Origin of the sequence: Pantoea sp. Lij88, from assembly GCF_030062155.1 — a bacterium.
In the GTDB taxonomy this organism is placed as follows: domain Bacteria; phylum Pseudomonadota; class Gammaproteobacteria; order Enterobacterales; family Enterobacteriaceae; genus Pantoea.
This window is the reverse complement of sequence record NZ_CP118269.1, coordinates 2211215-2234260: the sequence shown is the minus strand read 5'-3', so window position 1 is coordinate 2234260 and position 23046 is coordinate 2211215. Positions and strand designations below refer to the sequence as shown.

Genomic DNA, 23046 nt, shown 5'->3' with positions numbered 1-23046 from the left:
ATCGATTATCCGTGACCGATGAGCCAGAGTGCGGCGGTAACGCACAGCACAAACAGGGAGAGATCAAACAGGGTGGGATGCCAGACATCGCCGGAGTAGATCCAGCCGCGCACCAGCGGGTGGATCAGCAGCCAGAAAAAGAAGCCGAGGATCACCGCTTTGAATATCGGCGGGAAAAACAGTGAGGCGCCCACGACCAGATCGGTCAGCGGATTCGCACCTGAAAAAGCAGGAGTGAGCACGTGATAACATCCTTCGTTAACCCAAACGGCAGAGTGGAAGCGCTGCCCCGTTATCATGCCCTGGTCGGGGATTTGTAATTTGTCCTGTAAACTCGCAGAATAGTGTAAAATCTGGCTTGATAGCTAGCAAGCTAATTATAAGGAGATGAAATGGATACGCCCCTCGGAACGGATTTATCTCGCCTGGTGCGCATCTGGCGCGCGTTGATTGATCAGCGGCTCAAGCCGCTTGAGCTGACTCAGACTCACTGGGTGACGTTGCACAATATTCATCAACTGCCGCCCGAACAGTCGCAGATTCAGTTAGCCAAGGCGATCGGTATTGAACAGCCGTCGCTGGTGCGCACGCTGGACCAGCTGGAAGAGAAAGGACTCATTACCCGTTCGACCTGCGCCAACGATCGTCGTGCCAAGCGCATTAAGCTGACGCAGCAGGCGGAGCCGATTATCGAACAGGTTGAGAGTGTGATTGATGAAACGCGGGACGACATTCTGTCCGGCATCAGTCGGGAAGAGATCAGTCAGATGGTGACGCTGATTGCCCGGCTTGAGAAAAACATTCTCGAACTTCAGAACAAAGAGAAATAAAAAAACCGACGCCAGGGCGTCGGTTTTTTGTTTTACAGCGTTAGCGAGGTGAAACCGTCACCTGGCTGCCGTTAGAGGCCATCGCGACACGCTGGCCAACGGAATAACGCGAGGCGTCCTGTTTCTGAACCACCATGATGGTGTTGCCATCATCCTTGCGGATTTCCAGCTCAACACCATCTGTTTTATTAACTGCGCCCTGTACGCCCTGACCGGCTACGCCACCCAGAACTGCACCACCGGCTGTCGCCAGGCTACGTCCGGTACCGCCACCAATGGTGTTACCCAGGAAGCCACCCAGCACCGCACCACCGATTGCACCGATAACGTTGCTCTCATCGCCGCCCTGGATTTTCACCGGACGAACGGAGACTAAGGTACCGTACGACACGCTCTGCACCTGTTTCGCTTCACTGGCACTGTAGGTATCACCCGACAGCGTACTGGTATTGCTACAACCTGCCAGCATAGCACCGGCCAGAGCGACCACAATTACACGCTTGATCATTTGAAACTCCTTTAGTCGAGAAGGCGCCACGTTTACCGCTGTATCCTGCACTCAGTATAAGACACAAACCTGGCAAATTAATCCCTGTCCGAATAAAACACGGTTGAACGAAGCATAGACTATGCAGGATCAACAATAATTCAATCGCGGATTAAAAATAGTCCCGTTGCGTTATCGGTGAGCACGATTGGATAAAAACAATTTAATCATAGAATTAGCGATCATTATTTGTCAGGCTAGCCGCAGATGAATCGCACTTCCCGCCGGAAGTAAGGAATGGCTATGAAATCAGGACGCTATATCGGGGTAATGTCAGGCACCAGCCTGGATGGGGTGGATGTGGTGCTGGCCGCCATTGATGAGAATATGGTGGCCCAGCAGGCGAGCTACTGCCATCCGATGCCACCAGAACTGCGTCAGGCGATTCTGGGGATGTGTCAGGGACAATCCCTGACGCTGTCACAGCTCGGCCAGCTCGATACCCGCCTCGGCCAGCTGTTTGCTGAGGCCGTGGTGACATTAATGAAGCGCGAGTCGCTGGAGGCCAGCGATATCACGGCGATTGGCTGTCATGGTCAGACCGTCTGGCATGAGCCACAGAGTGACGCACCCAATACGCTGCAGATTGGCGATAACAACCAGATTGTGGCCGCAACTGGCGTCACCGTGGTGGGCGATTTCCGCCGTCGTGACATGGCGCTGGGCGGGCAGGGCGCGCCGCTGGTGCCCGCCTTTCATCAGGCGCTGCTGATGGATGCCACTGAACGTCGCATGGTGCTGAATATTGGCGGCATCGCCAATCTTTCCGTGCTGATCCCCGGTCAGCCAGTGCGTGGATTTGATACCGGGCCAGGCAATATGCTGCTGGATGCCTGGATCTGGCGTAATCAGGGGCAGCCTTATGACAAAGATGCGCAGTGGGCGCGCAGCGGCTCGGTGATTCCGGCGCTGCTGGAGGCGCTATTGCGTGAGCCGTGGTTTGCGTTGCCGTCGCCGAAAAGCACCGGTCGCGAACACTTTAACCTGGGCTGGCTGGAACAGCACCTGCGCTATTTCCCGGGTCTGGCACCGCAGGATGTGCAGGCCACGCTGGTCGAACTGACCGCTATCACCATCACGCAGCAGGTGTTACTCAATGATGGCTGTGACCGTCTGCTGGTGTGTGGCGGCGGGAGTCGCAATCCGCAGCTGATGGCGCGTCTGGCGGCGCATCTTCCCGGCACGGAAGTGACCACTACCGATGCGGCGGGTATCAGCGGTGACGATATGGAAGCGCTGGCATTTGCCTGGCTGGCGTTCCGCACACTCTCGGGCCTGCCGGGTAATCTGCCTGCGGTGACGGGCGCACGGGAACAGAGCGTGATTGGCGCAATCTATCCGGCCAATTCACTCTACCGACGTTAAGCGGGGAGGCGGGGGCAGTCTGCCCCCGCAGAAGAGCAGGTGGCCGTCAGGCGGCGCCAGAGAGATGCGTCAGGTTACGAACCCCGGTTATCACCGTAGCCACCATCGTTTCACGTCGGGTAATCACCTCTACCTGATAGAAACGGCTGCGGTAGGCGATGGAATAGATAATGGGATGGTACTTATTACCTTCTCCGTAGCGGGAGTAGTGCGCTTCAAGCGCACGGGTCGCTGCCAGGATATGGGAGGGTTCTTTATCACCGCGAATAATTTGCTTCATTCAGTTCCTCAAATGCTGTCCCTGGAGTCACGTCGCCTGCATGGCGCGTAGCGCTGGCCTAAACACTGAACATCTGACTGCTAAACATTTAATCACTGATTTTGTTATGACTGACTGTGACGCGGGAAGATGACAGAAAGATGATCCCCCGGCGCTGTTAATTATTTAGCAGCAGCCGGAGGATCCAGCAAGGCAGGGGATCGCAAATTCGTCCAAATCGCAGGGGTTAAATCAGTTCCGGCCAGGCGACGGCGGCGATGCCATTGAGTTGAGGTTTTGAGAACAGGAAACCCTGGAACTGCGTCACACCGGCCGCTTCAAGCCACATCCACTCTTCCGGCTGTTCAATGCCTTCGGCGATAACGCCAATTTCCAGCGAGGCGCAGCATTTCAGAATGGCATGAACAATCGCCTGCTTCGGCCCGCTTTTATGCACATCAGAGATAATGGCCCGGTCGATCTTAATCTTGTCGGGCTGAATGCGGGTCAGCAGCGACAGCCCGGCGAACCCCGCGCCGAAATCATCCAGCGCCAGACTGATACCGGCCGCTTTAAGCTGCCGGATAGCGGCTTCAAAGGCCTCCGGCTGCGAGATAATTTCATTCTCGGTGAACTCGACCATGATCTGCTCCGGCACCAGCCCCTGTGCTGCAATCTCATTCAGTAAAAACGGGACGGCATCGGGCACTTCCACCAGCGTCATCGGTAGCAGATTGATCGACAGGGTCATCCCCTCAATCCCCAGCTGCTTAGCCTGCGCGAAGGCGATCCTTTTTGATGTCAGATCGATTTGATAGAGCTGCTCACGTGACAGTCGGGCAAAGTACTCCAGCGGCGGTTCCCCCTGCGGGCCGCGCAGCAGCGCCTCCAGTGAGACGATTTCGCAGGCAAAGGGATCAACGATCGGCTGAAAGGCAAAGCTGACTTCATCGGTTGCCACCATCGCCGCGTTACCTTCGCGCTGCTGTGACTCATTACGGATAAACGTCCAGCCGCTGGCGGCAGGGATCTCGAAATAGTTCTCTTTTTCCCGCGCTTCGATAAATGTGCGCAGGAACTGCAGAGCGCGATCGGCATAGGTCAGCTGATATTTCGTGGTGCATTTTGCCAGCACCGCCTCCAGCACCGTCTCTTGATCATGCAGTCGCAGATCGAACAGCTCCATCCCGACGTGACCAAAACGTCTCGCCGGGGCGTAATCGCGCAGCAGTTCGACCAGATTATGGTGGCGTGGATCCTGGCAAATGCGGCTGTAGACAGACTTTACCGCGGCTTCCGGGCCTTCCAGCAGCTGGAAAAAATGTGTGCCATTGAACAATAAAATTCCGGTGACGCTGGAGGATTTGTTAATTTTATTCGCTTTCAGCGCCAAATCATTCAGGGTCTCGAGCGGCACATGTTCGGTAATGTGGCTGCGATAGATGATTGTCGACAACATAAAGGTTTCCGGAATTTTTTATTTTTTGTTAAGGCACCTTACCAGAAGCTTCTCCTGAGGAGAACGAGGGCCAGTACGTCTTTCTCACTCTGATTCTATTTTAGTCTACCGGCAGCGCAGTATCGCCCGTTCCCAGAGAACGCTGCATAAAAACGGTATCCAGCCAGCGTCCCTGTTTAAACCCCACCGATCGCAGGATGCCGGTCATTTCAAAGCCCGCGGCGCGGTGCACGGCAATTGACCCTTGGTTCTCGCTGTCGCCGACGTTAGCGATCAGCTGGCGGTATCCTTTCTGCTCAGCCCACCGGATAGCATGCTCCAGCAGCCGTGAACCGGCACCGCGCTTCTGAAATCCGGGATCGATATAAATAGAGTCTTCCAGCGTATGCCGGTAGGCATGGCGGGGACGATAAGGGGCCAGATAGCAAAAGCCACGGACTTCGCCATCGCTGACGGCGATGAACCACGGCAGGCCCGCCTGCTGAATCTTTCGCATCCGCTCGCCAATTTCTGCGGCGTCGGGCGGCACGGTCTCAAAGGAGCCGGTGCCGTTAAGGACATGCCAGGCGTAGATTTGCTGAATCGCTGCGATGTGGCGTTCATCTGCCTCAAAAATTTCCATAACCTGCTCCGGTTTTTACCTGAAAATCTGCACCTGGTGGAAAAACAACGGTATAGCGGGCGGGGAGAGGGCGCAATATAAATATGACGTGCCTGCACCATTTCATTTCTGTCCTGTTATCCAGGAATATTCCTGGAAAAACACGGATAAAAAACACGTTGGTTTAGTGCCACTACTGAATGGCGGTTAAGCCTATTCTGAAAACAGCCTCAGCCGGATGAATCGTGCCGGGGTTAAGGCTATTATCTTTGCGATTCTGGCTGGGGTGATTAATTATCTGGAGGCGCAGCGTGATGCGATTTGTTGATTTTCTGAATAGTAAGCAGGGGCTGCGTGCAGCAAGAAATCACTGCTTTGAATTAAATGGGGTGGTGCTGGGTCATTTCACGGCCTTATTCCTGCAGGATAACCAGATTATTTTTACCAAAGATGGTAAGCAGTGTGCTGTGCCTTATTATCTGGGTCCCGAAGAAGATTTACTTCAGCAGAAAGTTAATCCCCGCATTAAAAATATCCGCGCGATCTGATTTGCGCTGGAAATTCTTATATCGCAGATAATCTGCCGGATGACATTATTAACCATGATGAGTCGGGCACTTATTTCCTGACTGTCTGGCATGACGCATTTGCGTCCATCTGTTTTTTTTTCGGCTATTTTATTCCCTTCGTCCACGCCTGCTTATTTAACTGCCTCTCCGCTATTCTGTGCGGGCGCCACAAACAGTAACAGCAGGGCCGCGATAGTAAAAAGCGTTAAGGCCGTAGTGGCACCCCAGCAGGCGTAAAGCTGACCAAACAGCAGCGATCCCACAACCTGACCTGCCGCCAGCATAAAAAACAGGATGCCAACGCCGGTCGCCGGGTCTTCTGCGGTGGCGCGAGCGCCCCACACCAGCAGTACGCCTGACAGCGTGACGTAACCTGCGCCGCAGCAGGCAACCGCGACCATTAAGCCGATGGATTCACCATGACTAAAAGCCAGCACCAGCAGCGGCAGAGCCATCCCGCACAGTGACAGCCGGTAAACCCCATTCAGCCCGATACGGGCAGCGAGCAGGCCGGTTGCCGCACCCGCAATGCCTGCACTCCCGGCAATCAGCCAGAGTAAGCGGGCCGTCTCTGCATCAACACCGACATGCTGACGCAGAAGTGCCGATCCAAAGCTCCACCATGCCGCACTGATCAGACCCGACGTCAGCGCGATACCCATCAGCTGGCGCATTGAGCGGCGGTAAAGTCGTTGATACCAGTGATGCATTCTGGAGGCGCGTTCAGCAGCCTGACCCTTTAACACGCGCATGACGGGCAGCACACAGACCAGAGACAGCAGGGCAAACAGCACGCAGGCAGCGCGCCAGCCGCCAGGGAGCAGGCTCAGGATGACCACCGTCAGCATGATACCCGCGCTGGTCCCTGCATTGATCAGCGTATTTATGCGCGGCTGACGTGTTGTAGTAATCCGTTGACTGACCGCCGCGGCCAGTGCGGGTGAAGCCAGACCGGAACTCATTCCGGCGATAAACAGTCCGGCCGCCAGTATCAGTGATGAAGAGGCACTCGCAAGCAGAAGCAGACCTGCCGTGGCACTTACTAAAGCCATCAGCGCGGTCACTCTTGCGCCATAGCGGTCTGTCAGTGCTGCTGAAGTGAGAATAGTGAAGCAGTAAGCCGCAAAGCTGCATGCCGACAGCAACCCCGCCTGTTGTGGGCTGAGCGGGATCTCTGACGAGATAGCGGGCAGCATCAATCCCCATGAAAAGCGGGCCATGCCGTAAGTGACGGCGATCAGACTAAAACCGGTCAGCGCCAGCGCTGCAGACGATCTCATCCGGTTGCGCCATTCTGACGCAGCAGCTGACGGGCGACCTGAGCCGCCTGCCGGGCCGCCGCGGGGCCGGTGAGTAGCGCCGTGGTGATTGCACCTTCAAAGAGTATCCAGATGGCATCACTCAGGGGCCGATCTTCAGCCCCGTTCAGATGTGTCACACACTCTGTTATGTAGTGGCGCAGGGTGGCCCGGAAGGCCAGCGCCTGAGCGGCCAGCTCGCTGTCGCGTTCCGCATACTCGCCCCACGCTTTCAGGAAGAAACAGCCACGAGCACCGTTTGCCTTTGTCCAGTCGCCCAGCACCACAAACAGCTGCGCTATTGCCTCTGGCTGCTGCGGTGGCAGCAGGTCAGCCATAAAACGCTGTTCGCGAGCACTCAGCACGGCAGCGGTCAGTGCTTCACGTGAGGCGAAGTGATGATAAAGCGTACGTGTCGAGACGCCCGCTTCCCGACAGAGTTGATCGGTGCTGGTGGCGTGGAAGCCATGTGTGTAGAAGAGCCGCTCGGCAGCCTGGATGATATCGTTTCTCTTTTTCATCATTCAAAAGTAAACCGATCGTTTTACTTTTTCAAGCCCATTCCTATCCTGTGCACACGGCGGTATTGATAAATCCCTGACGCCGGGCATCCCGGCGCTTCGCTTAAAGGCGCGCGGCAAGCCGCTTTCACTCTTTTTCAGTCTCAGTTTATCAATACTCATACTTACCCCTGTGGAGGCTAACGTTGTTAGTTGTGACTCTAATCATAACGGAGGGTACTTGCCTTTATGATGTGGCATTTAAATGTTTAACCTGCTGTTTTTAATGGCTTATAGCGATTAATGCTGTTTTATTGATGCATTAGACGCGTAAATACAAGCGAGGCTGCCAAACGGGTGGATGGGTTTCAGCGGGCCGAATGCCTGAAGCGACGTCAGCGGCAAAAAAGGGCATATTCTCAAAGTCAGTTTGAGTTACGCAATAAAGTGGTTTTAGGGTAAATTCTCAGTTAGTTTAATAACGCTTCAGATTACAAAAAAAACCTCTTACGAATTTTGGTTCGTTTTTTACGATACATACAGCAACTATCAGGATGACTACCATGCTCAAAGCCAGCTATTATTATCTGTGCCCGCGTCCCATGGGTGGATGGATTTTACACAAAGAAGGTTGCGTTAATCTGTCAAAGAACGACAAACGCGTCTTTATTGGTTCGCTTTATACCCGGCAGCAGGCGCTGGCGGTGGCGAAAGTCCATCACGCTAATGCCATACTCTGTAATGCCTGTCTGAGCACGTTTATTTGCCCGACCAGTAATAGCACGGCAATTAAACCGGCGCGCGCAGCAACGCCAACCCGTCATACGCCAAAACATTAATTCACTGGCAGGCTGATTCGCTGGCAAAATAGTGCCGCATAAAAAAGAGAATAAAGCGAATTAACCGGGCGGGGCGTTCAGAATAAAAAAAGGCAGCGTAAAGACGCTGCCCTGATCATTATGCCTGTTTAGGCTGGCCATTAGAGGCGGTAATGCCGCCATCGACCGGCAGATTGACGCCGGTAATATAACTGGCTTCCTCACTGGCAATAAACAGAATGGCTCGGGCGATATCATCTGCTTCACCGGCACGGCGCAGCGGAATACGATCGTAAAAGCGTTCCATCAGCTCCTGATCCTGACTGGCATCTTCGGTCAGATCGGTGAGGGTAAAGCCCGGGCAGACCGCATTAACCCGCACGCCATCGGCGCCGTAGTCCATCGCCAGCGCACGGGTGAAGTTGGTGATCGCCCCTTTAGCGGCGTTGTAGATGCTCATGCCCCAGTCGCCGCCTAAGCCGGAAACGGAAGAGATGTTGACCACGTTACCTTTGCTCTTTAACAGAGCAGGCATGAAGTAGTGTACGCCGTGGAAAACGCCATCAAGGTCAGTTTTCATCAGGGTTTTCCAGGCGTCGAGTCCGACTTCATGGACGCGGCCCTGTACGATGACGCCCGCGTTATTCACCAGCACGTCAACGCGACCATACTTGTTTAGTACGGTTTCGGACAGCTGCTTAACCTGTCCGGCTTCTGAGACGTCGCACGCGGCTACCAGGTGATCGCCCGGCGTCATGCCGGCCAGCGTCTCTTCCAGTTTCTGCGCGGTACGTCCCACCAGGACGACTGATGCCCCTTCTTCAGCGAAGCGCTTTGCGCTGGCTTCGCCAATGCCGGACCCGGCGCCTGTCACAACCACAACTTTCTGCGTAAATCTGGACATTATGCCTCCTTATCAGCATCAATTCTCACTGTTAACAACCGGTTAAGCCTGGCAGCCATGGCCAGAAACACAAGCGCAGCGCGAAATGCGCTGCGCCAGGTGACGGCTTTTTAACCGGGTTTAGTGACTAGGGACGTCTGAACAGGGCGAAGCTGCGTCCTTCCAGTTCGAAATCCTTCTCTTTGGTGATCACCAGACCGCGTTTCGCCACATCGCTGGTGGTCAGCTCCAGCACCCAGCCACCTTCGCCGAACTGTGGAATGCGGAATGGCACATTGCCTTCAAACGGGTTAAGCAGCATCAGTACGTCATGCCAGATGCCTTCCTCGGTCTGCAGATCCGGCCGGCCGATATAGACGCCCAGCGTTGAGCCTTCATCCCACTGCTCAGCCTGCTGGAAGCCGCCACCGGCGTTAAACCATTTGATATCCATGCCGTCGCGCCAGTTTTCACGGCGCAGCAACGGCTGCTGCGCACGCAGTGTCAGGATCTGGCGGGTGAACTCGCGCAGCGCCTCAGCGGATTCCGGCAGATTATCCCAGTGCACCCAGGAGATTTCGCTGTCCTGGCAGTAGCCGTTGTTGTTACCCATCTGGCTGCGGCCAAACTCATCGCCTGCCAGCAGCATCGGCGTGCCGTGGGAGAAGATCAGCGTGGCGAGGAAGTTGCGCTTCTGACGCTCGCGCACCGCGTTGATGCCTTCGTCATCGGTCGGGCCTTCGACGCCATAGTTGTACGAGCGGTTATCGTTGTGACCGTCGTTGTTATCTTCGCCGTTGTCCGCGTTATGTTTGTCGTTGTACGACACCAGATCGTTGAGGGTGAAGCCATCGTGCGCGGTAATAAAGTTGACGCTGGCCCACGGACGACGCCCGTGCTGATCGTAGAGGTCGCCGGACCCCAGCAGGCGGGCGGCAAAGTCGGTGGAGACGTTGTTGCCTTTCCAGTAGTCACGCACCGTATCGCGGTACTGATCGTTCCATTCCGCCCAGCCTGGCGGGAAGCTGCCGACCTGATAGCCGCCCGGACCGATATCCCAGGGTTCGCCAATCAGCTTTTTCTGCGACAGGATCGGGTCCTGCATCACGGCATCGAAGAAGCCGCCGCGCGGGTCGAAACCATCGGGTTCACGACCGAGAATGGTGCCGAGGTCGAAGCGGAAACCGTCGATATGCATCGACTCCGACCAGTAACGCAGCGAATCAAGCACCATCTGCAGTACGCGCGGATGCGAGGTATTCACGGTGTTACCGGTGCCGGTATCGTTGATGTAGTAACGATGCTGGTCTGGCATCGTGCGGTAATAGGAGAAGTTATCGATGCCCTTAAACGACAGCGTCGGCCCCAGCTCATTGCCCTCGGCAGTGTGGTTGTAGACTACGTCGAGGATCACCTCGATACCGGCATCATGGAAAGCGCGCACCATGTCACGGAAGCCCTGAATGCCGCGCGGCCCGAAGTAGCGGGTAGCGGGCGCAAAGAAGCCCAGCGTGTTGTAGCCCCAGAAGTTTTTCAGCCCCTTATCGAGCAGGTGCTGATCGTCCGGGAACCAGTGCACCGGCAGCAGTTCAACCGAGGTAATGCCCAGACTTTTGATGTAGTCAACGGTCGCTTTGTGTCCCATCCCGTCAAAGGTGCCGCGCAACTCCGGCGGCAGCGCCGTGTTGAGCTGCGTAAAGCCTTTCACGTGGGTTTCATAGATGACGGTTTTCGGCCACGGCACATTCGGGCGGTTTTTATCCTGCCAGTCGAATTCATTCGGGTCGATCACCCGGCACTTTGGCGTAAACGGCGCGCTGTCGCGGGTGTCGAACGTCAGATCTTTATCATCGTGATAGAGATCGTACGCGAAGTGCGCCTCGTTCCAGGCGATGTCGCCCGCCAGTTCCCGGGCGTACGGGTCGAGCAGCAACTTGTTCGGGTTAAAGCGATGACCATTTTCCGGGTCGTAAGGGCCATAGACGCGATAGCCATAGAGTGCGCCAGGTTTCAGGCCCGGAATGTAGCCGTGCCACACTTCATGGGTATATTCCGGCAGCTCCAGACGGGCAATTTCCGTTTTACCGCTGGGATCGTACAGACAGAGTTCAACCCGCTCGGCGTGGGCGCTGAACAGGGCGAAGTTCACGCCCTGGCCATCAAAGTTGGCCCCCAGCAAATGGCTGTAACCCGCCGTAATTTCAAAACGCTGACTGTTTGACATTTATGCCTCGTTATTCAATGAACAGATTGACGCGTAAAAAAAATTCATTCGGATGTCACTGTGCCACCAGCACGGCGCACCACTGCGATGCCAGCGCGGTAAGCGGCAGCTGGTCGTCTGCGGCGATAGTCTGACCGCTCAGCACATCCTGATACTTGCGCTGACTCAGCGAGGCAGGCAGGGCGATGACCGTATCAGCCCAGCGTGCCGCAGGTGGCTGATCGAGATTCTCGGGCAGCGAGTTAAAGACACGGCGTGACACAATCACGATCACCGCCTGATCCTGATGGGTGCGGGCAAAGGCGAGTACCTTATCCTGCTGTTCACCCTCAGCCGACAGCGCCAGATAGTCACCGTGGCGGAACAGCGCGGGCTGCTGCTGACGCAGCGCCAGCAGCTTCACAATCGCCTGCTGATTGACCTGACCACGCAGCCAGTGCGCCTCGCTGCCGTCCTGCTGTGGCGCGTTAAGCATTGCCGCCAGCGCGTCGAAATCAGGCTCGCGGCGGTTATCGGGATCGACCAGGCTGAAGTCCAGCGCCTCGCTGCCCTGATAAATATCGGGTACGCCAGGCGCGGTAAGTTTCACCACGGTCTGGGTCAGACTGTTGACCAGTCCGGCACGCATAAAGGGCTGCAGTGACTGGCAGAAATCATTGAGGAAGGCGCTATTCGCGGGCGCGAGCAGATGACGGGCATAACCCAGCACCGCCTCTTCGTAGGCGTCGTTGTTGTCGGCCCAGTCGGTGCGCAGTTTGGCTTCACGCAGCGCCTTCTCGACATAAACCACAAAGCGGGCTTCCAGCGCCGCCAGACCCTCGGCATCCTGCGGCTGCAGAGTCGTCGGCCAGACGCCTGCCAGCGCTTCATACAGCATCCACTCGACGGCCGGCTCCGGTGCCGGACCATCTTTCAGGCGAACGACATGATCTTTGTTCATCTCCCGCCAGCGGCTGACGCACTCCGCCCAGCGCTGTGGCGCTTCGGTCAGCGTATAGAGACGCGCACGGGCATCTTCCCCGCGCTTGGTGTCGTGCGTTGAAGTGCCGGATAGCGCATCGGGCTGATGTTCGCGCCGCGCCTGCATCTCCGCATGGAACTGATCCAGCGAGAAGTGACGCGCCAGCGGTTCAGCGCCGACTTCATTCAGCGCCAGCGCCATGTGCTGACGGAAGAAGAGGGTGTCCTCGACCGATTTCGCCATCAGCGGGCCGGTCAGCTGCTGGAAGCGGGTGCGGAACTGTGTCGCATCGTCGCGGGCAGCGTCGGCAACGTCAGCACGCAGAATACGCGTCAGGAAGTCGAGCGCCTGGGTATCCGGTGCAGAGTCGCTGGCTTTGACCTCGCTGACGACCTGTTGCAGCAACGCGGTGTCGGCAGGCGTCAGGCCCTGCGGTGTGCCGTAGGTGCGGTAAACCGGGAAGGCCACCAATAGCTCACGCAGCGCATTTTTCAGTTCCGCTTCCGGCTGAGGTGCGCCTTCGGCTTCGGCAATCTTCAGTGCCAGCTGCTGTAACCGGTTAAATTCACCGGCGAAGTTGCGGTTCGCCATCAACAGCTTGGCGGCACGCAGCTCTGCTTTCATGTTGACGGTTTTGCCGATGACGGCCTGATAGGCCTTGCGCAGTCCGCTCAGGCGATCGCTGTCGACCAGAAGATTGGCAAGCGCGGCCATAAACTCATAACCGGTGGTGCCGGAAACCGGCCACTCATCAGGCAGCTGTTCATTGTCGCCGAGGATTTTTTCCACGGTGAGATAGCAGTCGGGACCGGCGGCCTGGCGTAACTGCTCCAGATAGCCGCGCGGATCGGCCAGGCCATCCACGTGGTCGACGCGCAATCCCTGAACCGCGCCGCTGTGGACCAGCTCAAGGATCAGCTGATGCGCGGCATCAAAGACGGCCTTGTCTTCCACGCGCACGCCCACCAGACCGGTTACTTCGAAGAAGCGGCGGTAGGAGAGGTCATTGGGTGCATCGCGCCAGGACATCAGTCGCCACGGCTGCTGATCATGCAGCTCGGCAATCTGTGCGGCATCGCGCAGGGCGAGCACCGCCTCTTCCCGATCCTGCCAGGTCTCCGGTTTCAGCGGATAGAAATTGTCGAAGTAGGCCAGCGCCGGTTTAGCGGTCTGCGGATCGCGCTTCACGCTGATTTCACCGTTTGCCAGCACCGCCTCAAAGGTGTCACCGAGGAACGGTAGCGTCAGGCGGCGTGACCAGTCGATATCGAAATAACGGGCATAGCGACTCTGTTCGCCATGCTCAATGACGTCGCGCCACCACGGGTTCTCCAGCGACGCGGCCATATGGTTCGGCACGATGTCGAGGATCAGCCCCAGCCCGGCCGCTTTCAGCGCGGCAGCCATGCGGTCAAAGCCTTCACGGCCGCCAATCGACGGCTCGATCTGGTTAACGTCGGTGACGTCATAGCCGTGGGTCGACTCCGCGGTCGCACTGAAGATCGGCGAGGCGTAAAGATGGCTGATACCCAGTTGTTTCAGATAGGGCACCAGCGCCGCCGCACGGTCAAAGGTCATGCCGTTACGGAACTGGATGCGGTACGTTGCGGTAGGAATATTCATTCTGCTTCTCTCTTAGCCAGACGCACCACGATAGCGTTGGGAATCAGTTCGGTTGCGGTCTGCGGCCAGGAAAACAGGGTCTCGCCCGGCAAATCGGGGATCGGCTGCGTGCTGTCGCCAACGTTCAGCGCCAGTGACAGCGTGCCCTGCGGGAAGTCCCAGCGCACCGCCAGGAAACCTTCTGCCGTTTTCACTATCTGGCCGGCATCTCCCCCGGCAGTGTGCAGCAGCGGCACGATATGTTCCTGACGCAGTGCCAGCAGATGACGCGTCAGCGCCAGCCACTGCTGACCTTCCGGCGTTTCTGTGCGCGGCCAGTTGAGTTTCGACTGTTCAAACGTGGTGACATCGTTGGGATCCGGCACCGTTTCGCCGTGACCGGCATGGCCTTCAAACTCACGGGCGCGACCTTCACGCACCGCTTTGGCCAGATCGCCGTGGAAATCGGTGAAGAACAGGAACGGCCGGGTTTCGCCATACTCTTCGCCCATAAACAGCAGCGGGATGTGCGGTGAGACCAGCAGCATGGCCAGCAGCACCTGCGTCCGCTCTGCGCCAGCCAGCGAGACCAGCCTTTCGCCCTGCGCACGGTTGCCCGTCTGGTCATGGTTCTGGATAAAGTCGACAAAGGCGACCGGCGGCTGGCTGCTGCTTTTCACGCCGCGTGGCTCGCCCGACTGCGGCGACACTTCGCCCTGATAGACAAAGCCTTCTGCCAGCGCGCGTGCTACCCGCTGTTCCGGCTGATCGGCGAAATCCTGGTAATAGGCGTGGGTTTCACCGGTTGCCAGCACATGCACGGCGTTGTGGAAGTCATCGTTCCATTCGCCGGTAAACAGCGGGGCGTCCCCGTTTTCGTCACGCGGATGCAGGAAGGTGACGTTACGGCAATCTTCGGTAGTCAGATGAACCGGGCGATCGGTAATGGTGGCGCGGATGCGCTCAGCAATCTCAGTCAGCACATGCTTTTCGCTTGGGTCATCAATCTGATCGATGGCATCAAAGCGCAGGCCATCCAGATTAAACTCCTGCAGCCAGTAGAGTGGCGCTTCCACGATGTAGCGGCGCACTGCATCAACGTCATAGGCGATACCCGCGCCCCACGGCGTCTGGCGCTCTTTGTGGAAGAAGTCTGGCGCGAGCAGCGGCAGATAGTTGCCCTCCGGGCCGAAGTGGTTCAGCACAATATCCAGCACCACCGACAGACCGTGGCCGTGTGCCGCATCGATAAAGGCTTTGAAATCATCGGGCGTACCGTAGGCCGCATGCGGCGCATAGAGCAGTACGCCATCGTAGCCCCAGCCGCGATTGCCGCCAAACTGCGACACCGGCAGCACTTCAATCATGGTGATGCCGGTTTCGGCCAGCATCGGCAGCTTTTCAATCGCCGCCCGGAAGGTGCCTTCAGGCGTGAAGGTGCCGATGTGCAGTTCATACACCACCGACTCCTGCCACGGACGACCCTTCCAGTCTGTGTTCTGCCACTGATACGCCTCAGGATCGATCACCAGCGACGGGCCGTTAACCTCGGCTTTCTGGGCACGGGCGGCGGGATCGGGCACGGCCGTGCCATCCGCCAGCACAAAATCATATTCGGCATTGGCCGCCACACCGGTGACCTGGGTTTCAAACCAGCCATCTGCCTGCGGGGTCATTTCAATGTCTTTGCCGGAGAGACGCAGCGTCACGCGTTGCTGACCGGTCGCCCAGAGGCGGAAACGCACCTCATCACTGGCAACCCGTTCAGCGCCCCAACTTTTAAAAAAAGATTTGGATTCCATTCAGTTGCCTCATTTAGCCTGGAAATACGCGATGGCTCGCCACCGCGCGAAAAGGATGTCGATGACGCAAGCGTCAAAAATCAAAAACCTTGCAGCGAGACCAGGATGCCAGGTGGGCTGGCGCGTCTCTTCAGCCAGGAAGCTGGACTGATATTCAGCGTGATGCGGCGGGGAGGAAGGCGTGAGACCGCTTCCACGCGGCATACAGAGAGTAATCATAGACTAAGATGTTGCAATCGCAGGGCGGCGGGGCTTCTGGCGGCATTAATTTGCGTTAATTGCCGTGAAACATACTCTGACGGGGGAAAGGAAGAGGTGCAGGCGCAGAAAAGCCTGCCGGATGGCAGGGATTCGCTATAAGCTTAAGCGCGATTGCGCTCAATGACCTGCGGCGCTGAATACTTCAATAGGATGTTACGTGACGAAACGCGTTCTGTTAGCTGCGCTGCTGTTGCTGCTCGCCGCCTGTTCTAATCAGGTCGGGCACCGGCTGGACAACAGTAATCTGCAGCACATTCACACCGGTCAGACCACCAAAGCTCAGCTGATCGCGCTGTTTGGTCAGCCGGACAGTGAAACGCCTTACCCGGACGGGCAGCGGCTGCTGAAGTGGACTTACAGCGAGGCGCGCACCCTGAACACTACCGAGGGGCAGACGCTGACCGTGCAGATGAAAAATGACAAAGTGCTGAACTATGCGCTGAGCAAGAGCTAATTCGCTGAGCAACGCTTCATCGCGGCGGGGGCAGGCGATCGCCACCGCCGTCACCGGTTACTGCACGCCGTTCTGCTGTGTATCCCGGCTGTCGGGCCGCGGCTGAGCCAGCCGGGCGAAATCGGAACCTGCCGGATGCTGATAGATCTGCAGCTCAAAGAGGCGGGCCATCGCATAGATATACTCAAAAATCGCCGCCTGAGTATTTTCATAATCGGCCCAGAAAATCGATGAGGTAAAGCAGTAGATCTCCACCGGCAACCCATCCGGCGACGGCTTCAGCGGCCGCACCACGATATACATCTCCTTCATAATGTCATCGCGCTGGGCCAGCCAGGCACTCAGGAATTTACGGAACACCATCAGATTGGTGATGCCGTTCTCCATAAACCAGCGTTCGCCGACGGCACTGATATCACGTCCATCCAGCAGCTCGGTGATCGTTTCGCCCGCCAGGCGGATCTGGCTCATCGACTGCAGCATCTCCTGATTCACAAAGGTGATCGACTTCTGATCCAGATAAAAGCTGCGCATGATGCGGCGCGCGCCCGACGAGAACATCGCCTGCCAGTTTGTGTAGGTCTCGGTCAGGAAGTTCTTGGTCGGAATGCGCGAAATGGTGTTGTCCCAGTTGCGGATGGTGATGGTATGCAGCGCAATATCGATCACCTCGCCGCTGATGTTTCTGTCCGGCATCTCAATCCAGTCGCCCAGCTGCAGGACATCGTTGGAGGAGAGCTGAATGTTCGCCACCAGCGACAGCAGCGTATGCTGGAAGATCAGCATCAGCACCGCGGCGACCGCACCCAGCGAAGAGATGATGATCGCGGGTGATTTGTTGGACATAATCGCCAGAATCATGATCGCGGCGATGATATGCACCAGGATTTTGCCAATCTGGATATAGCCCTTGATCGAGTGATTCTTGCGTTTGGATTTGCGCGTATAGGAGTTGTTAACAATCTCCAGCACTTCGTTGAAGAAGATCGACAGATAGACAAAAAACAGGATGCCGCAGATGGTCTGAATCGCGACTTTAAGATTTTCAGGCAGGCCCGGCATAAATTGCAGGAAGTTGTAGACCACAATCACCGGCACAAAATTTGACAGCTTCTGAGAGAGGCGGATGTCCTTATCCAGCGGAACGCCTTTTTTGTGGCTGCTGAAAAAGACCTTCCTGATCACTTTGACGATAAAGAATTTGCAGATCAGGTGAGTGACCATCCCGGCCACGATCAGCAGCAACAGGCTGAAGCTGATCGACAGCACCCGGTTTCCCTCAATAAAACTCATCAGACTCTGAATGTAATGCATGTTAACCACGAGCGAAAAAGTAAGGGGCGAATTCAACCACAGCACGGGGTCGGTTGTTAAGCGCCGAATGCGTTCAGGCGAAGCCGTTATTATTTTTCTGCCGTTTAAGGGCGCGCAGGCTGCACCCGGCGGGTTGCGATTTTTTAACTTCTTTGCTACCACACTCAGATAAATCTTAAGCTGGCCGATAAACACTCTATCTCTTCTGATATGAGCCTCTGGACATGCTTAAAAATCTTAAAATAACCCACGGTATTCTGGCGGTGCTTACCGTCTTTATTACGTTACTGACACTGACCGGATTTCTGTTCTACAACGGCGTTTCAAAAGCCGATAAAAACTTCGTGGCAGCCGAACAGCTGACACTGCAGCAGCAGCACCTGAGCGATGCGGTGAAAACCCTGATCAAAACCCGCGTGACGATCAACCGTGTGGCGATCCGTTTCCTGAAAAACCAGCAGGATCCTAAATCACTGGCGGCCATCGCCACGCTGCTGGAGCAGGCGGGTCAGTCTGCGGACAAAGCCGATGCCGACTTTAAAGCGTGGCAGGCGATGCCGCGCAAAGAGGGGCAGGGCGAAGCCCAGGCGACGCAATTTCAGACTGCCTATCAGCAGATGCGTGACACCATGCTGTCCTCCATTACCTTTCTGAAGCAGGGTAACTATGCGGCCTACGGCAACCTTGAAGCGCAGGCGGCACAGGATCAGCTCGACTCGGCCTATGAAGCCTGGCGTGCGGTCAACATGCAGCTGATGAAAGATACCTCTGAACATAACCAGCGCAGCCTGACGGATGCGCTCTGGGCGTTGCTGACAATCGGCCTGATTACGGCTGTGATTGGCGTGGCGGTCTGGATGGGACTGCAGAAGCTGCTGATTAACCCGCTGGGCCGACTGACCGGTTATATGCGCGCCATTTCGGCGGGCGATTTAACCTCTGATATTCAGCACGAGGGCCGAAATGAGATGGGCCTGCTGATTCAGGAACTGCAGCAGATGCGCGATGCGCTGGTGGTGACGATTACCTCAGTCGATGACGCGACCCGCTCTATCTTTACCGGCGCCGCGGAAATTTCCGCTGGCAGCACCGATCTCTCTTCCCGCACCGAGCAGCAGGCTGCCGCGCTGGAACAGACCGCCGCCAGCATGGAGCAGCTCACCTCGACGGTGAAACTTAATGCAGACAATGCGCAGCAGGCGACTTCGGTCTCGAAAGAGGCATCAGCCACAGCTCAGCAGGGCGGCGAAACGGTTGCCCGGGTTATCGCCAACATGGATCAGATCAGCGAAAGCTCGAATCAGATCGCCGGTATTATCGCCATTATCGACAGCATCGCCTTCCAGACCAATATCCTGGCGCTGAACGCCGCCGTTGAAGCCGCACGTGCCGGTGAGCAGGGTCGTGGATTTGCAGTGGTCGCGGGTGAAGTGCGCTCGCTGGCCGGACGCAGCGCCAGCGCCGCGCAGGAGATCCGTGGACTGATCGACCGCTCAGCCGAGCGCATCAAAACCGGTGCCGGTCACGCTTCTCAGGCGGGCATCGCCATGGAGAGCATCGTGAAGTCGGTGAGCCGTGTGACGCAGCTGATCGAAGAGATCGCCGCCTCCTCAACCGAACAGACCCGTGGCATTGAGCAGGTCTGCATTGCGGTTTCTGAGATGGATGGCGTGACGCAGCAGAACGCCGCGCTGGTGGAGGAGTCGGCGAGTGCCGCCGCTTCACTGGAAGAGCAGGCGAGCTACCTGCGTAAAACGGTATCGGTATTCAAAACCGGCAGTCTGCATACGGCCTTCTCCGCCGCACCGGTTGCGAAGGCGATCGCCGTGCCAAAACGTCAGCCTGTGGCCGTGACGGACAATGAGAACTGGCAGACCTTCTGATAACGGAGGTCTGACGGATCACCCCGCACGCGACAGTGCGCCGCTTTCCGGCATAAAAAAACCGCCCCCAGGGGCGGTTTTTTATTTACTCAACGCATCAGGCCGGAACGGACTGTGCTTTCTGGCTACGGGACCAGACGCGGTGCGCTTTCATCGCCTGAGTAAACTCAGACATCAGTGCGCTCTCCGCCGAGTCGCCCTGCACAATACCTTCTTCCTGATCGGCATCTTCCAGACCGAACTGCGCTTTAAAGCGACGCGCATCGCCCACCAGACCAATCACCTTGAGGTGCTTGTAGGCTTCCAGCAGGAAGTAGCGGGCATCGCCACTTAACAGCAGGGCATCGATATTGCCATTCGGTACCATCACCGCATCAAAGGTCAGTGAAGGCAGACCGGCGAAAGTGGCATCAACCGGCAGTACCGAACCGTCATCCGCGCGCACCTGGCCCATGTGCGGTGCCAGCAGTTTGGCGTGCACGCCTTCCGCTTTCAGCGCCTGCAGAATCGCCAGTACATCCGCCGCCTTCACGCCATCGCTCAGCAGCAGCGCGACCTGACGGCCTTTGATCTCACCATCCGGAATCGCGTAGAGGCTCAGACTGTCATCTTTAGTCAGGCCGTTCACCGCAGCAGGTGGCTGGATGTTGAGCTGCTCATCGGTCAGCGCGAGTCCCAGGTTATCCGCCACGCCCTGCGCCAGTTTGGTATCGATGCGTGCCAGATGATCCACCACGCGCTCACGGATGTAAGTACGGCCCACTTTACTCAGTTCAAACGAGTAGGCACCAATGATGTGCTGCTGCTCGACCTCGGTCTGGCTGTTCCAGAACAGGCGCGGCTGGGAATAATATTCACCGAATGACGGGCTGCGCTCGCGCACTTTGTGGCCTTCAACACGCTCCTGATAGCTCTCGAAGCCGCCGCCTTTGGCCGCCGGCGGGGTTTCACGCGGCCAGTTGTCGTTGATCGAGTTCGGCTCATAGTTCGCCGGGTTGGTATCGATATCCTGACGGTGCATGCCCTGACGCTGGAAGTTATGGTACGGGCAGGTCGGACGGTTGATTGGGATCTCATGGAAGTTCGGTCCGCCCAGACGACTGATCTGCGTGTCGGTATAGGAGAACAGACGTCCCTGCAGCAGCGGATCGTTGGAGAAATCGAGGCCCGGCACGATATGACCCGGGTGGAACGCCACCTGCTCGGTTTCGGCAAAGAAGTTGTCCGGATTACGGTTCAGCACCATCTTGCCGACAATTTCTACCGGCACCAGCGCTTCCGGGATCAGCTTGGTGGCATCCAGAATATCGAAGTCGAATTTGAACTCGTCCTCTTCCGGGATCAGCTGCAGGCCCAGTTCATATTCCGGGAAATCACCGGCTTCAATCGCTTCCCACAGATCGCGGCGATGGAAATCGGGATCGCGACCGGTCAGTTTCTGCGACTCATCCCACAGCAGCGAGGCTTTCCCGGCGACGGGCTTCCAGTGGAAACGGACAAAGGTCGCTTTGCCTTCGGCGTTAATCAGGCGGAAGGTGTGAATACCAAACCCTTCCATGGTGCGGTAGCTGCGCGGAATGCCGCGGTCAGACATCGCCCAGATGACGTTATGCATGGTTTCCGGCTGCAGAGAGACATAATCCCAGAAGGTGTCATGGGCGCTCTGGCCCTGCGGGATTTCGTTGTGCGGCTCAGGCTTAACGGCATGCACAAAGTCAGGGAATTTATGCGCATCCTGAATAAAGAACACCGGCGTATTGTTGCCGACCAGGTCAAACACACCCTCTTCGGTGTAGAACTTGGCGGCAAAACCGCGGATATCACGCACGGTATCTGCAGAGCCCGCTCCGCCCTGAACCGTGGAGAAACGCACGAACACCGGGGTGGTCTGCTCCGGATCGCTCAGGAACTGTGCTTTGGTCAGATCTTTCAGGGAGCGGTAAGGCTGGAAATAGCCGTGGGCGGCGGAGCCACGGGCGTGCACGATACGCTCCGGGATACGCTCATGGTCAAAGTGCGTAATCTTCTCACGCAGAATAAAGTCTTCCAGCAGCGTCGGACCACGCGTACCGGCACGCAGTGAGTTCTGATCGTTGGCGATGCGTGTGCCCTGGTTGGTGGTGAGGGCACTGCCGGTGCCGTTTTTGCGGCTGGCTTCAAGCTGGTCAAGTTTGGCGTTGTGCGTCTGAGGCGCTTTCAGGCTGCCCGGCGCGGTAGGCTGTTTGCCTGGCGGTGTTGGTTCGGCTGGGGGCTGATGCGAACCATCTTTCGGTGCCAGCGATCCCAGACCCGGCTCTGATGATTCCGGACCGGTGGTGGGCGCGCGTTCACTCAGGGGTTTCTTCTCTGTTTCTTTCGACATTAATCCATGCTCCAGCTGTTATTTTACTTTCGACGACACTAAATATAGAACAACCTGAACAATGCTGAGGGTAAACCGGCTATTTAACCGCAGTGACTGCGCCTTTTTTGTCCGGCATAAAAACCAGACTTATCGCTGAATGTCCGTTATCGCTTCGCTTATCCAGGCCTTGTGCCGTCTGGCTTAGCGGTGCGTCAGCCCGCGCCCGCTATGCTGGCAACCCGCTTTACTCTCCCGTCAGATTTGCCCGCCGCAGGCGCGAGGGACGTTCCGGAAGAGGGTGATAATCAATAAATAAAATTAATATCGACAGATGACATCTCAGGTTGAAGTGTGAAATGTTATATCATAACATTTCGCTTTGTATCTTTAACTGAGGATCAGGCTTTGACGAATCACGCAGGTAAATGGATTGGGATGCTGGGCGCGCTGTTAATCAGCCAGTCGTCGCTGGCGCACGGCACGCATACACACGGTAAACCGCTGTCAGCGATGGAGCAGAAAGCAGCAGAAGGCGTCTTTGCTGACAGCGACGTGAAAGACCGTCCGCTCTCTGACTGGGACGGACTGTGGCAGTCGGTCTATCCGCTGCTGCAAAGCGGCGAGCTGGATCCGGTCTGGCAGAAGAAAGCGCAGCAGGATAAGCGTAAAACGGCAGAGCAGGTTAAAGCTTATTATCGTAAAGGCTACGCCACCGACGTCGATACCATCGGTATCGAAAATGGGGTGATGGAGTTCCATGTCGGCGATCGGGTCAGTGCCTGCCAGTATCGTTATGCCGGCCACAAGATCCTGACCTATACCTCGGGTAAAAAAGGGGTGCGCTATCTGTTTGAGTGTCAGGACGCCAGCAGCAACGCCCCGAAATATGTGCAGTTCAGCGATCATACCATCGGGCCACGTAAGTCCGCCCACTTCCATATCTTTATGGGCAACCAGTCTCAGCAGGCGCTGCTGGCTGAAATGGACAACTGGCCGACCTATTACCCTTACCAGATGACGAACTCAGACGTCGTGGAGGAGATGCTGCACCACTGAGTGCCGGGGCGGGGCT

The 23046-nt window shown here is 56.8% G+C and carries 21 protein-coding genes; 7 read left to right on the top strand and 14 right to left on the bottom strand.

Features of this window, described 5'->3' with window-relative positions; translation table 11 throughout:
* Window positions 1-5 precede the first annotated feature (5 nt).
* Entirely contained in the window at window positions 6-242 is a 237-nt protein-coding gene (locus tag PU624_RS14205) for a DUF1656 domain-containing protein (RefSeq protein ID WP_010245554.1), read from the bottom strand.
* 150 nt (window positions 243-392) lie between these two features.
* Here PU624_RS14205 and slyA point away from each other — a divergent pair, with 150 nt between their 5' ends.
* The gene (gene slyA, locus PU624_RS14200; protein ID WP_136198598.1) at window positions 393-830 is read left to right on the top strand and encodes a transcriptional regulator SlyA; all 438 of its coding nucleotides are present in this window, start codon (window positions 393-395) and stop codon (window positions 828-830) included.
* A gap of 40 nt (window positions 831-870) precedes the next feature.
* Here the strand turns inward: slyA and slyB are convergent, their stop codons facing one another.
* Complete coding sequence (gene slyB, locus PU624_RS14195) at window positions 871-1338, bottom strand: outer membrane lipoprotein SlyB (protein ID WP_283545507.1); 468 nt, start codon at window positions 1336-1338, stop codon at window positions 871-873.
* 282 nt (window positions 1339-1620) lie between these two features.
* Here slyB and anmK point away from each other — a divergent pair, with 282 nt between their 5' ends.
* Window positions 1621-2742 carry an anhydro-N-acetylmuramic acid kinase gene (gene anmK / locus PU624_RS14190; protein ID WP_283547993.1) on the top strand — a complete coding sequence of 374 codons (1122 nt, stop codon included), beginning with the start codon at window positions 1621-1623 and terminating at the stop codon, window positions 2740-2742.
* Window positions 2743-2788: 46 nt separating this feature from the next.
* Here anmK and PU624_RS14185 read toward each other — a convergent pair whose 3' ends face one another.
* The 3 genes from PU624_RS14185 to PU624_RS14175 form a co-directional block, all read right to left on the bottom strand.
* Window positions 2789-3022: a DUF4060 family protein gene (locus tag PU624_RS14185; RefSeq protein ID WP_003850264.1), complete on the bottom strand. Its 234-nt coding sequence runs from the start codon at window positions 3020-3022 to the stop codon at window positions 2789-2791.
* Window positions 3023-3248: 226 nt separating this feature from the next.
* A complete protein-coding gene (locus PU624_RS14180) occupies window positions 3249-4460 on the bottom strand; it encodes a diguanylate phosphodiesterase (protein ID WP_283545506.1) in 1212 nt (403 codons plus the stop codon).
* 100 nt (window positions 4461-4560) lie between these two features.
* A complete protein-coding gene (locus tag PU624_RS14175; protein WP_283545505.1) occupies window positions 4561-5082 on the bottom strand; it encodes a GNAT family N-acetyltransferase in 522 nt (173 codons plus the stop codon).
* A 293-nt stretch (window positions 5083-5375) separates the two neighbouring features.
* On the opposite strand from PU624_RS14175, the gene PU624_RS14170 reads away from it, so the two are divergent.
* On the top strand, window positions 5376-5609 hold the full coding sequence (locus tag PU624_RS14170; RefSeq protein WP_283547992.1) for a hypothetical protein: 234 nt from the start codon (window positions 5376-5378) through the stop codon (window positions 5607-5609).
* A gap of 152 nt (window positions 5610-5761) precedes the next feature.
* On the opposite strand, the gene PU624_RS14165 is transcribed toward PU624_RS14170, so the two are convergent.
* From PU624_RS14165 to PU624_RS14155, 3 genes are read right to left on the bottom strand one after another with little or no spacing between them, the layout of a single operon-like run.
* The gene (locus PU624_RS14165) at window positions 5762-6910 is read right to left on the bottom strand and encodes an MFS transporter (protein ID WP_283545504.1); all 1149 of its coding nucleotides are present in this window, start codon (window positions 6908-6910) and stop codon (window positions 5762-5764) included.
* On the bottom strand, window positions 6907-7449 hold the full coding sequence (locus tag PU624_RS14160; RefSeq protein ID WP_283547991.1) for a TetR/AcrR family transcriptional regulator: 543 nt from the start codon (window positions 7447-7449) through the stop codon (window positions 6907-6909). Before PU624_RS14160 ends, PU624_RS14165 begins: the two co-directional genes overlap by 4 nt.
* A gap of 3 nt (window positions 7450-7452) precedes the next feature.
* Window positions 7453-7611: a hypothetical protein gene (locus PU624_RS14155; protein ID WP_283545503.1), complete on the bottom strand. Its 159-nt coding sequence runs from the start codon at window positions 7609-7611 to the stop codon at window positions 7453-7455.
* 380 nt (window positions 7612-7991) lie between these two features.
* On the opposite strand from PU624_RS14155, the gene PU624_RS14150 reads away from it, so the two are divergent.
* Complete coding sequence (locus tag PU624_RS14150) at window positions 7992-8267, top strand: hypothetical protein (protein ID WP_283547990.1); 276 nt, start codon at window positions 7992-7994, stop codon at window positions 8265-8267.
* A gap of 118 nt (window positions 8268-8385) precedes the next feature.
* On the opposite strand, the gene budC is transcribed toward PU624_RS14150, so the two are convergent.
* From budC to treZ, 4 genes are all read right to left on the bottom strand, one after another.
* The gene (budC, locus tag PU624_RS14145) at window positions 8386-9150 is read right to left on the bottom strand and encodes a meso-2,3-butanediol dehydrogenase (RefSeq protein ID WP_283545502.1); all 765 of its coding nucleotides are present in this window, start codon (window positions 9148-9150) and stop codon (window positions 8386-8388) included.
* Window positions 9151-9277: 127 nt separating this feature from the next.
* On the bottom strand, window positions 9278-11353 hold the full coding sequence (glgX, locus tag PU624_RS14140; RefSeq protein ID WP_283545501.1) for a glycogen debranching protein GlgX: 2076 nt from the start codon (window positions 11351-11353) through the stop codon (window positions 9278-9280).
* 55 nt (window positions 11354-11408) lie between these two features.
* Window positions 11409-13937, bottom strand: a complete 2529-nt coding sequence (treY, locus tag PU624_RS14135; protein WP_283545500.1) for a malto-oligosyltrehalose synthase — start codon at window positions 13935-13937, stop codon at window positions 11409-11411.
* Complete coding sequence (treZ, locus tag PU624_RS14130; protein ID WP_283545499.1) at window positions 13934-15718, bottom strand: malto-oligosyltrehalose trehalohydrolase; 1785 nt, start codon at window positions 15716-15718, stop codon at window positions 13934-13936. The genes treY and treZ overlap by 4 nt, the downstream gene beginning before the upstream one ends.
* A gap of 418 nt (window positions 15719-16136) precedes the next feature.
* Between treZ and PU624_RS14125 the strand changes: the two genes are divergently transcribed.
* Window positions 16137-16433: a hypothetical protein gene (locus tag PU624_RS14125; RefSeq protein ID WP_283545498.1), complete on the top strand. Its 297-nt coding sequence runs from the start codon at window positions 16137-16139 to the stop codon at window positions 16431-16433.
* Between the two features lie 57 nt (window positions 16434-16490).
* Here PU624_RS14125 and PU624_RS14120 read toward each other — a convergent pair whose 3' ends face one another.
* Window positions 16491-17747, bottom strand: coding sequence for a mechanosensitive ion channel family protein (locus PU624_RS14120; protein WP_283545497.1), 1257 nt, complete (start codon window positions 17745-17747; stop codon window positions 16491-16493).
* Between the two features lie 224 nt (window positions 17748-17971).
* Between PU624_RS14120 and PU624_RS14115 the strand changes: the two genes are divergently transcribed.
* Window positions 17972-19630 (top strand): methyl-accepting chemotaxis protein, encoded by a 1659-nt coding sequence (locus PU624_RS14115; protein WP_283545496.1) that lies wholly within the window; start codon window positions 17972-17974, stop codon window positions 19628-19630.
* A 97-nt stretch (window positions 19631-19727) separates the two neighbouring features.
* Here PU624_RS14115 and katE read toward each other — a convergent pair whose 3' ends face one another.
* Window positions 19728-21992: a catalase HPII gene (gene katE / locus PU624_RS14110; RefSeq protein ID WP_283545495.1), complete on the bottom strand. Its 2265-nt coding sequence runs from the start codon at window positions 21990-21992 to the stop codon at window positions 19728-19730.
* Between the two features lie 387 nt (window positions 21993-22379).
* Between katE and zinT the strand changes: the two genes are divergently transcribed.
* Window positions 22380-23030, top strand: coding sequence for a metal-binding protein ZinT (gene zinT, locus PU624_RS14105; RefSeq protein ID WP_502921570.1), 651 nt, complete (start codon window positions 22380-22382; stop codon window positions 23028-23030).
* Window positions 23031-23046: the final 16 nt, after the last annotated feature.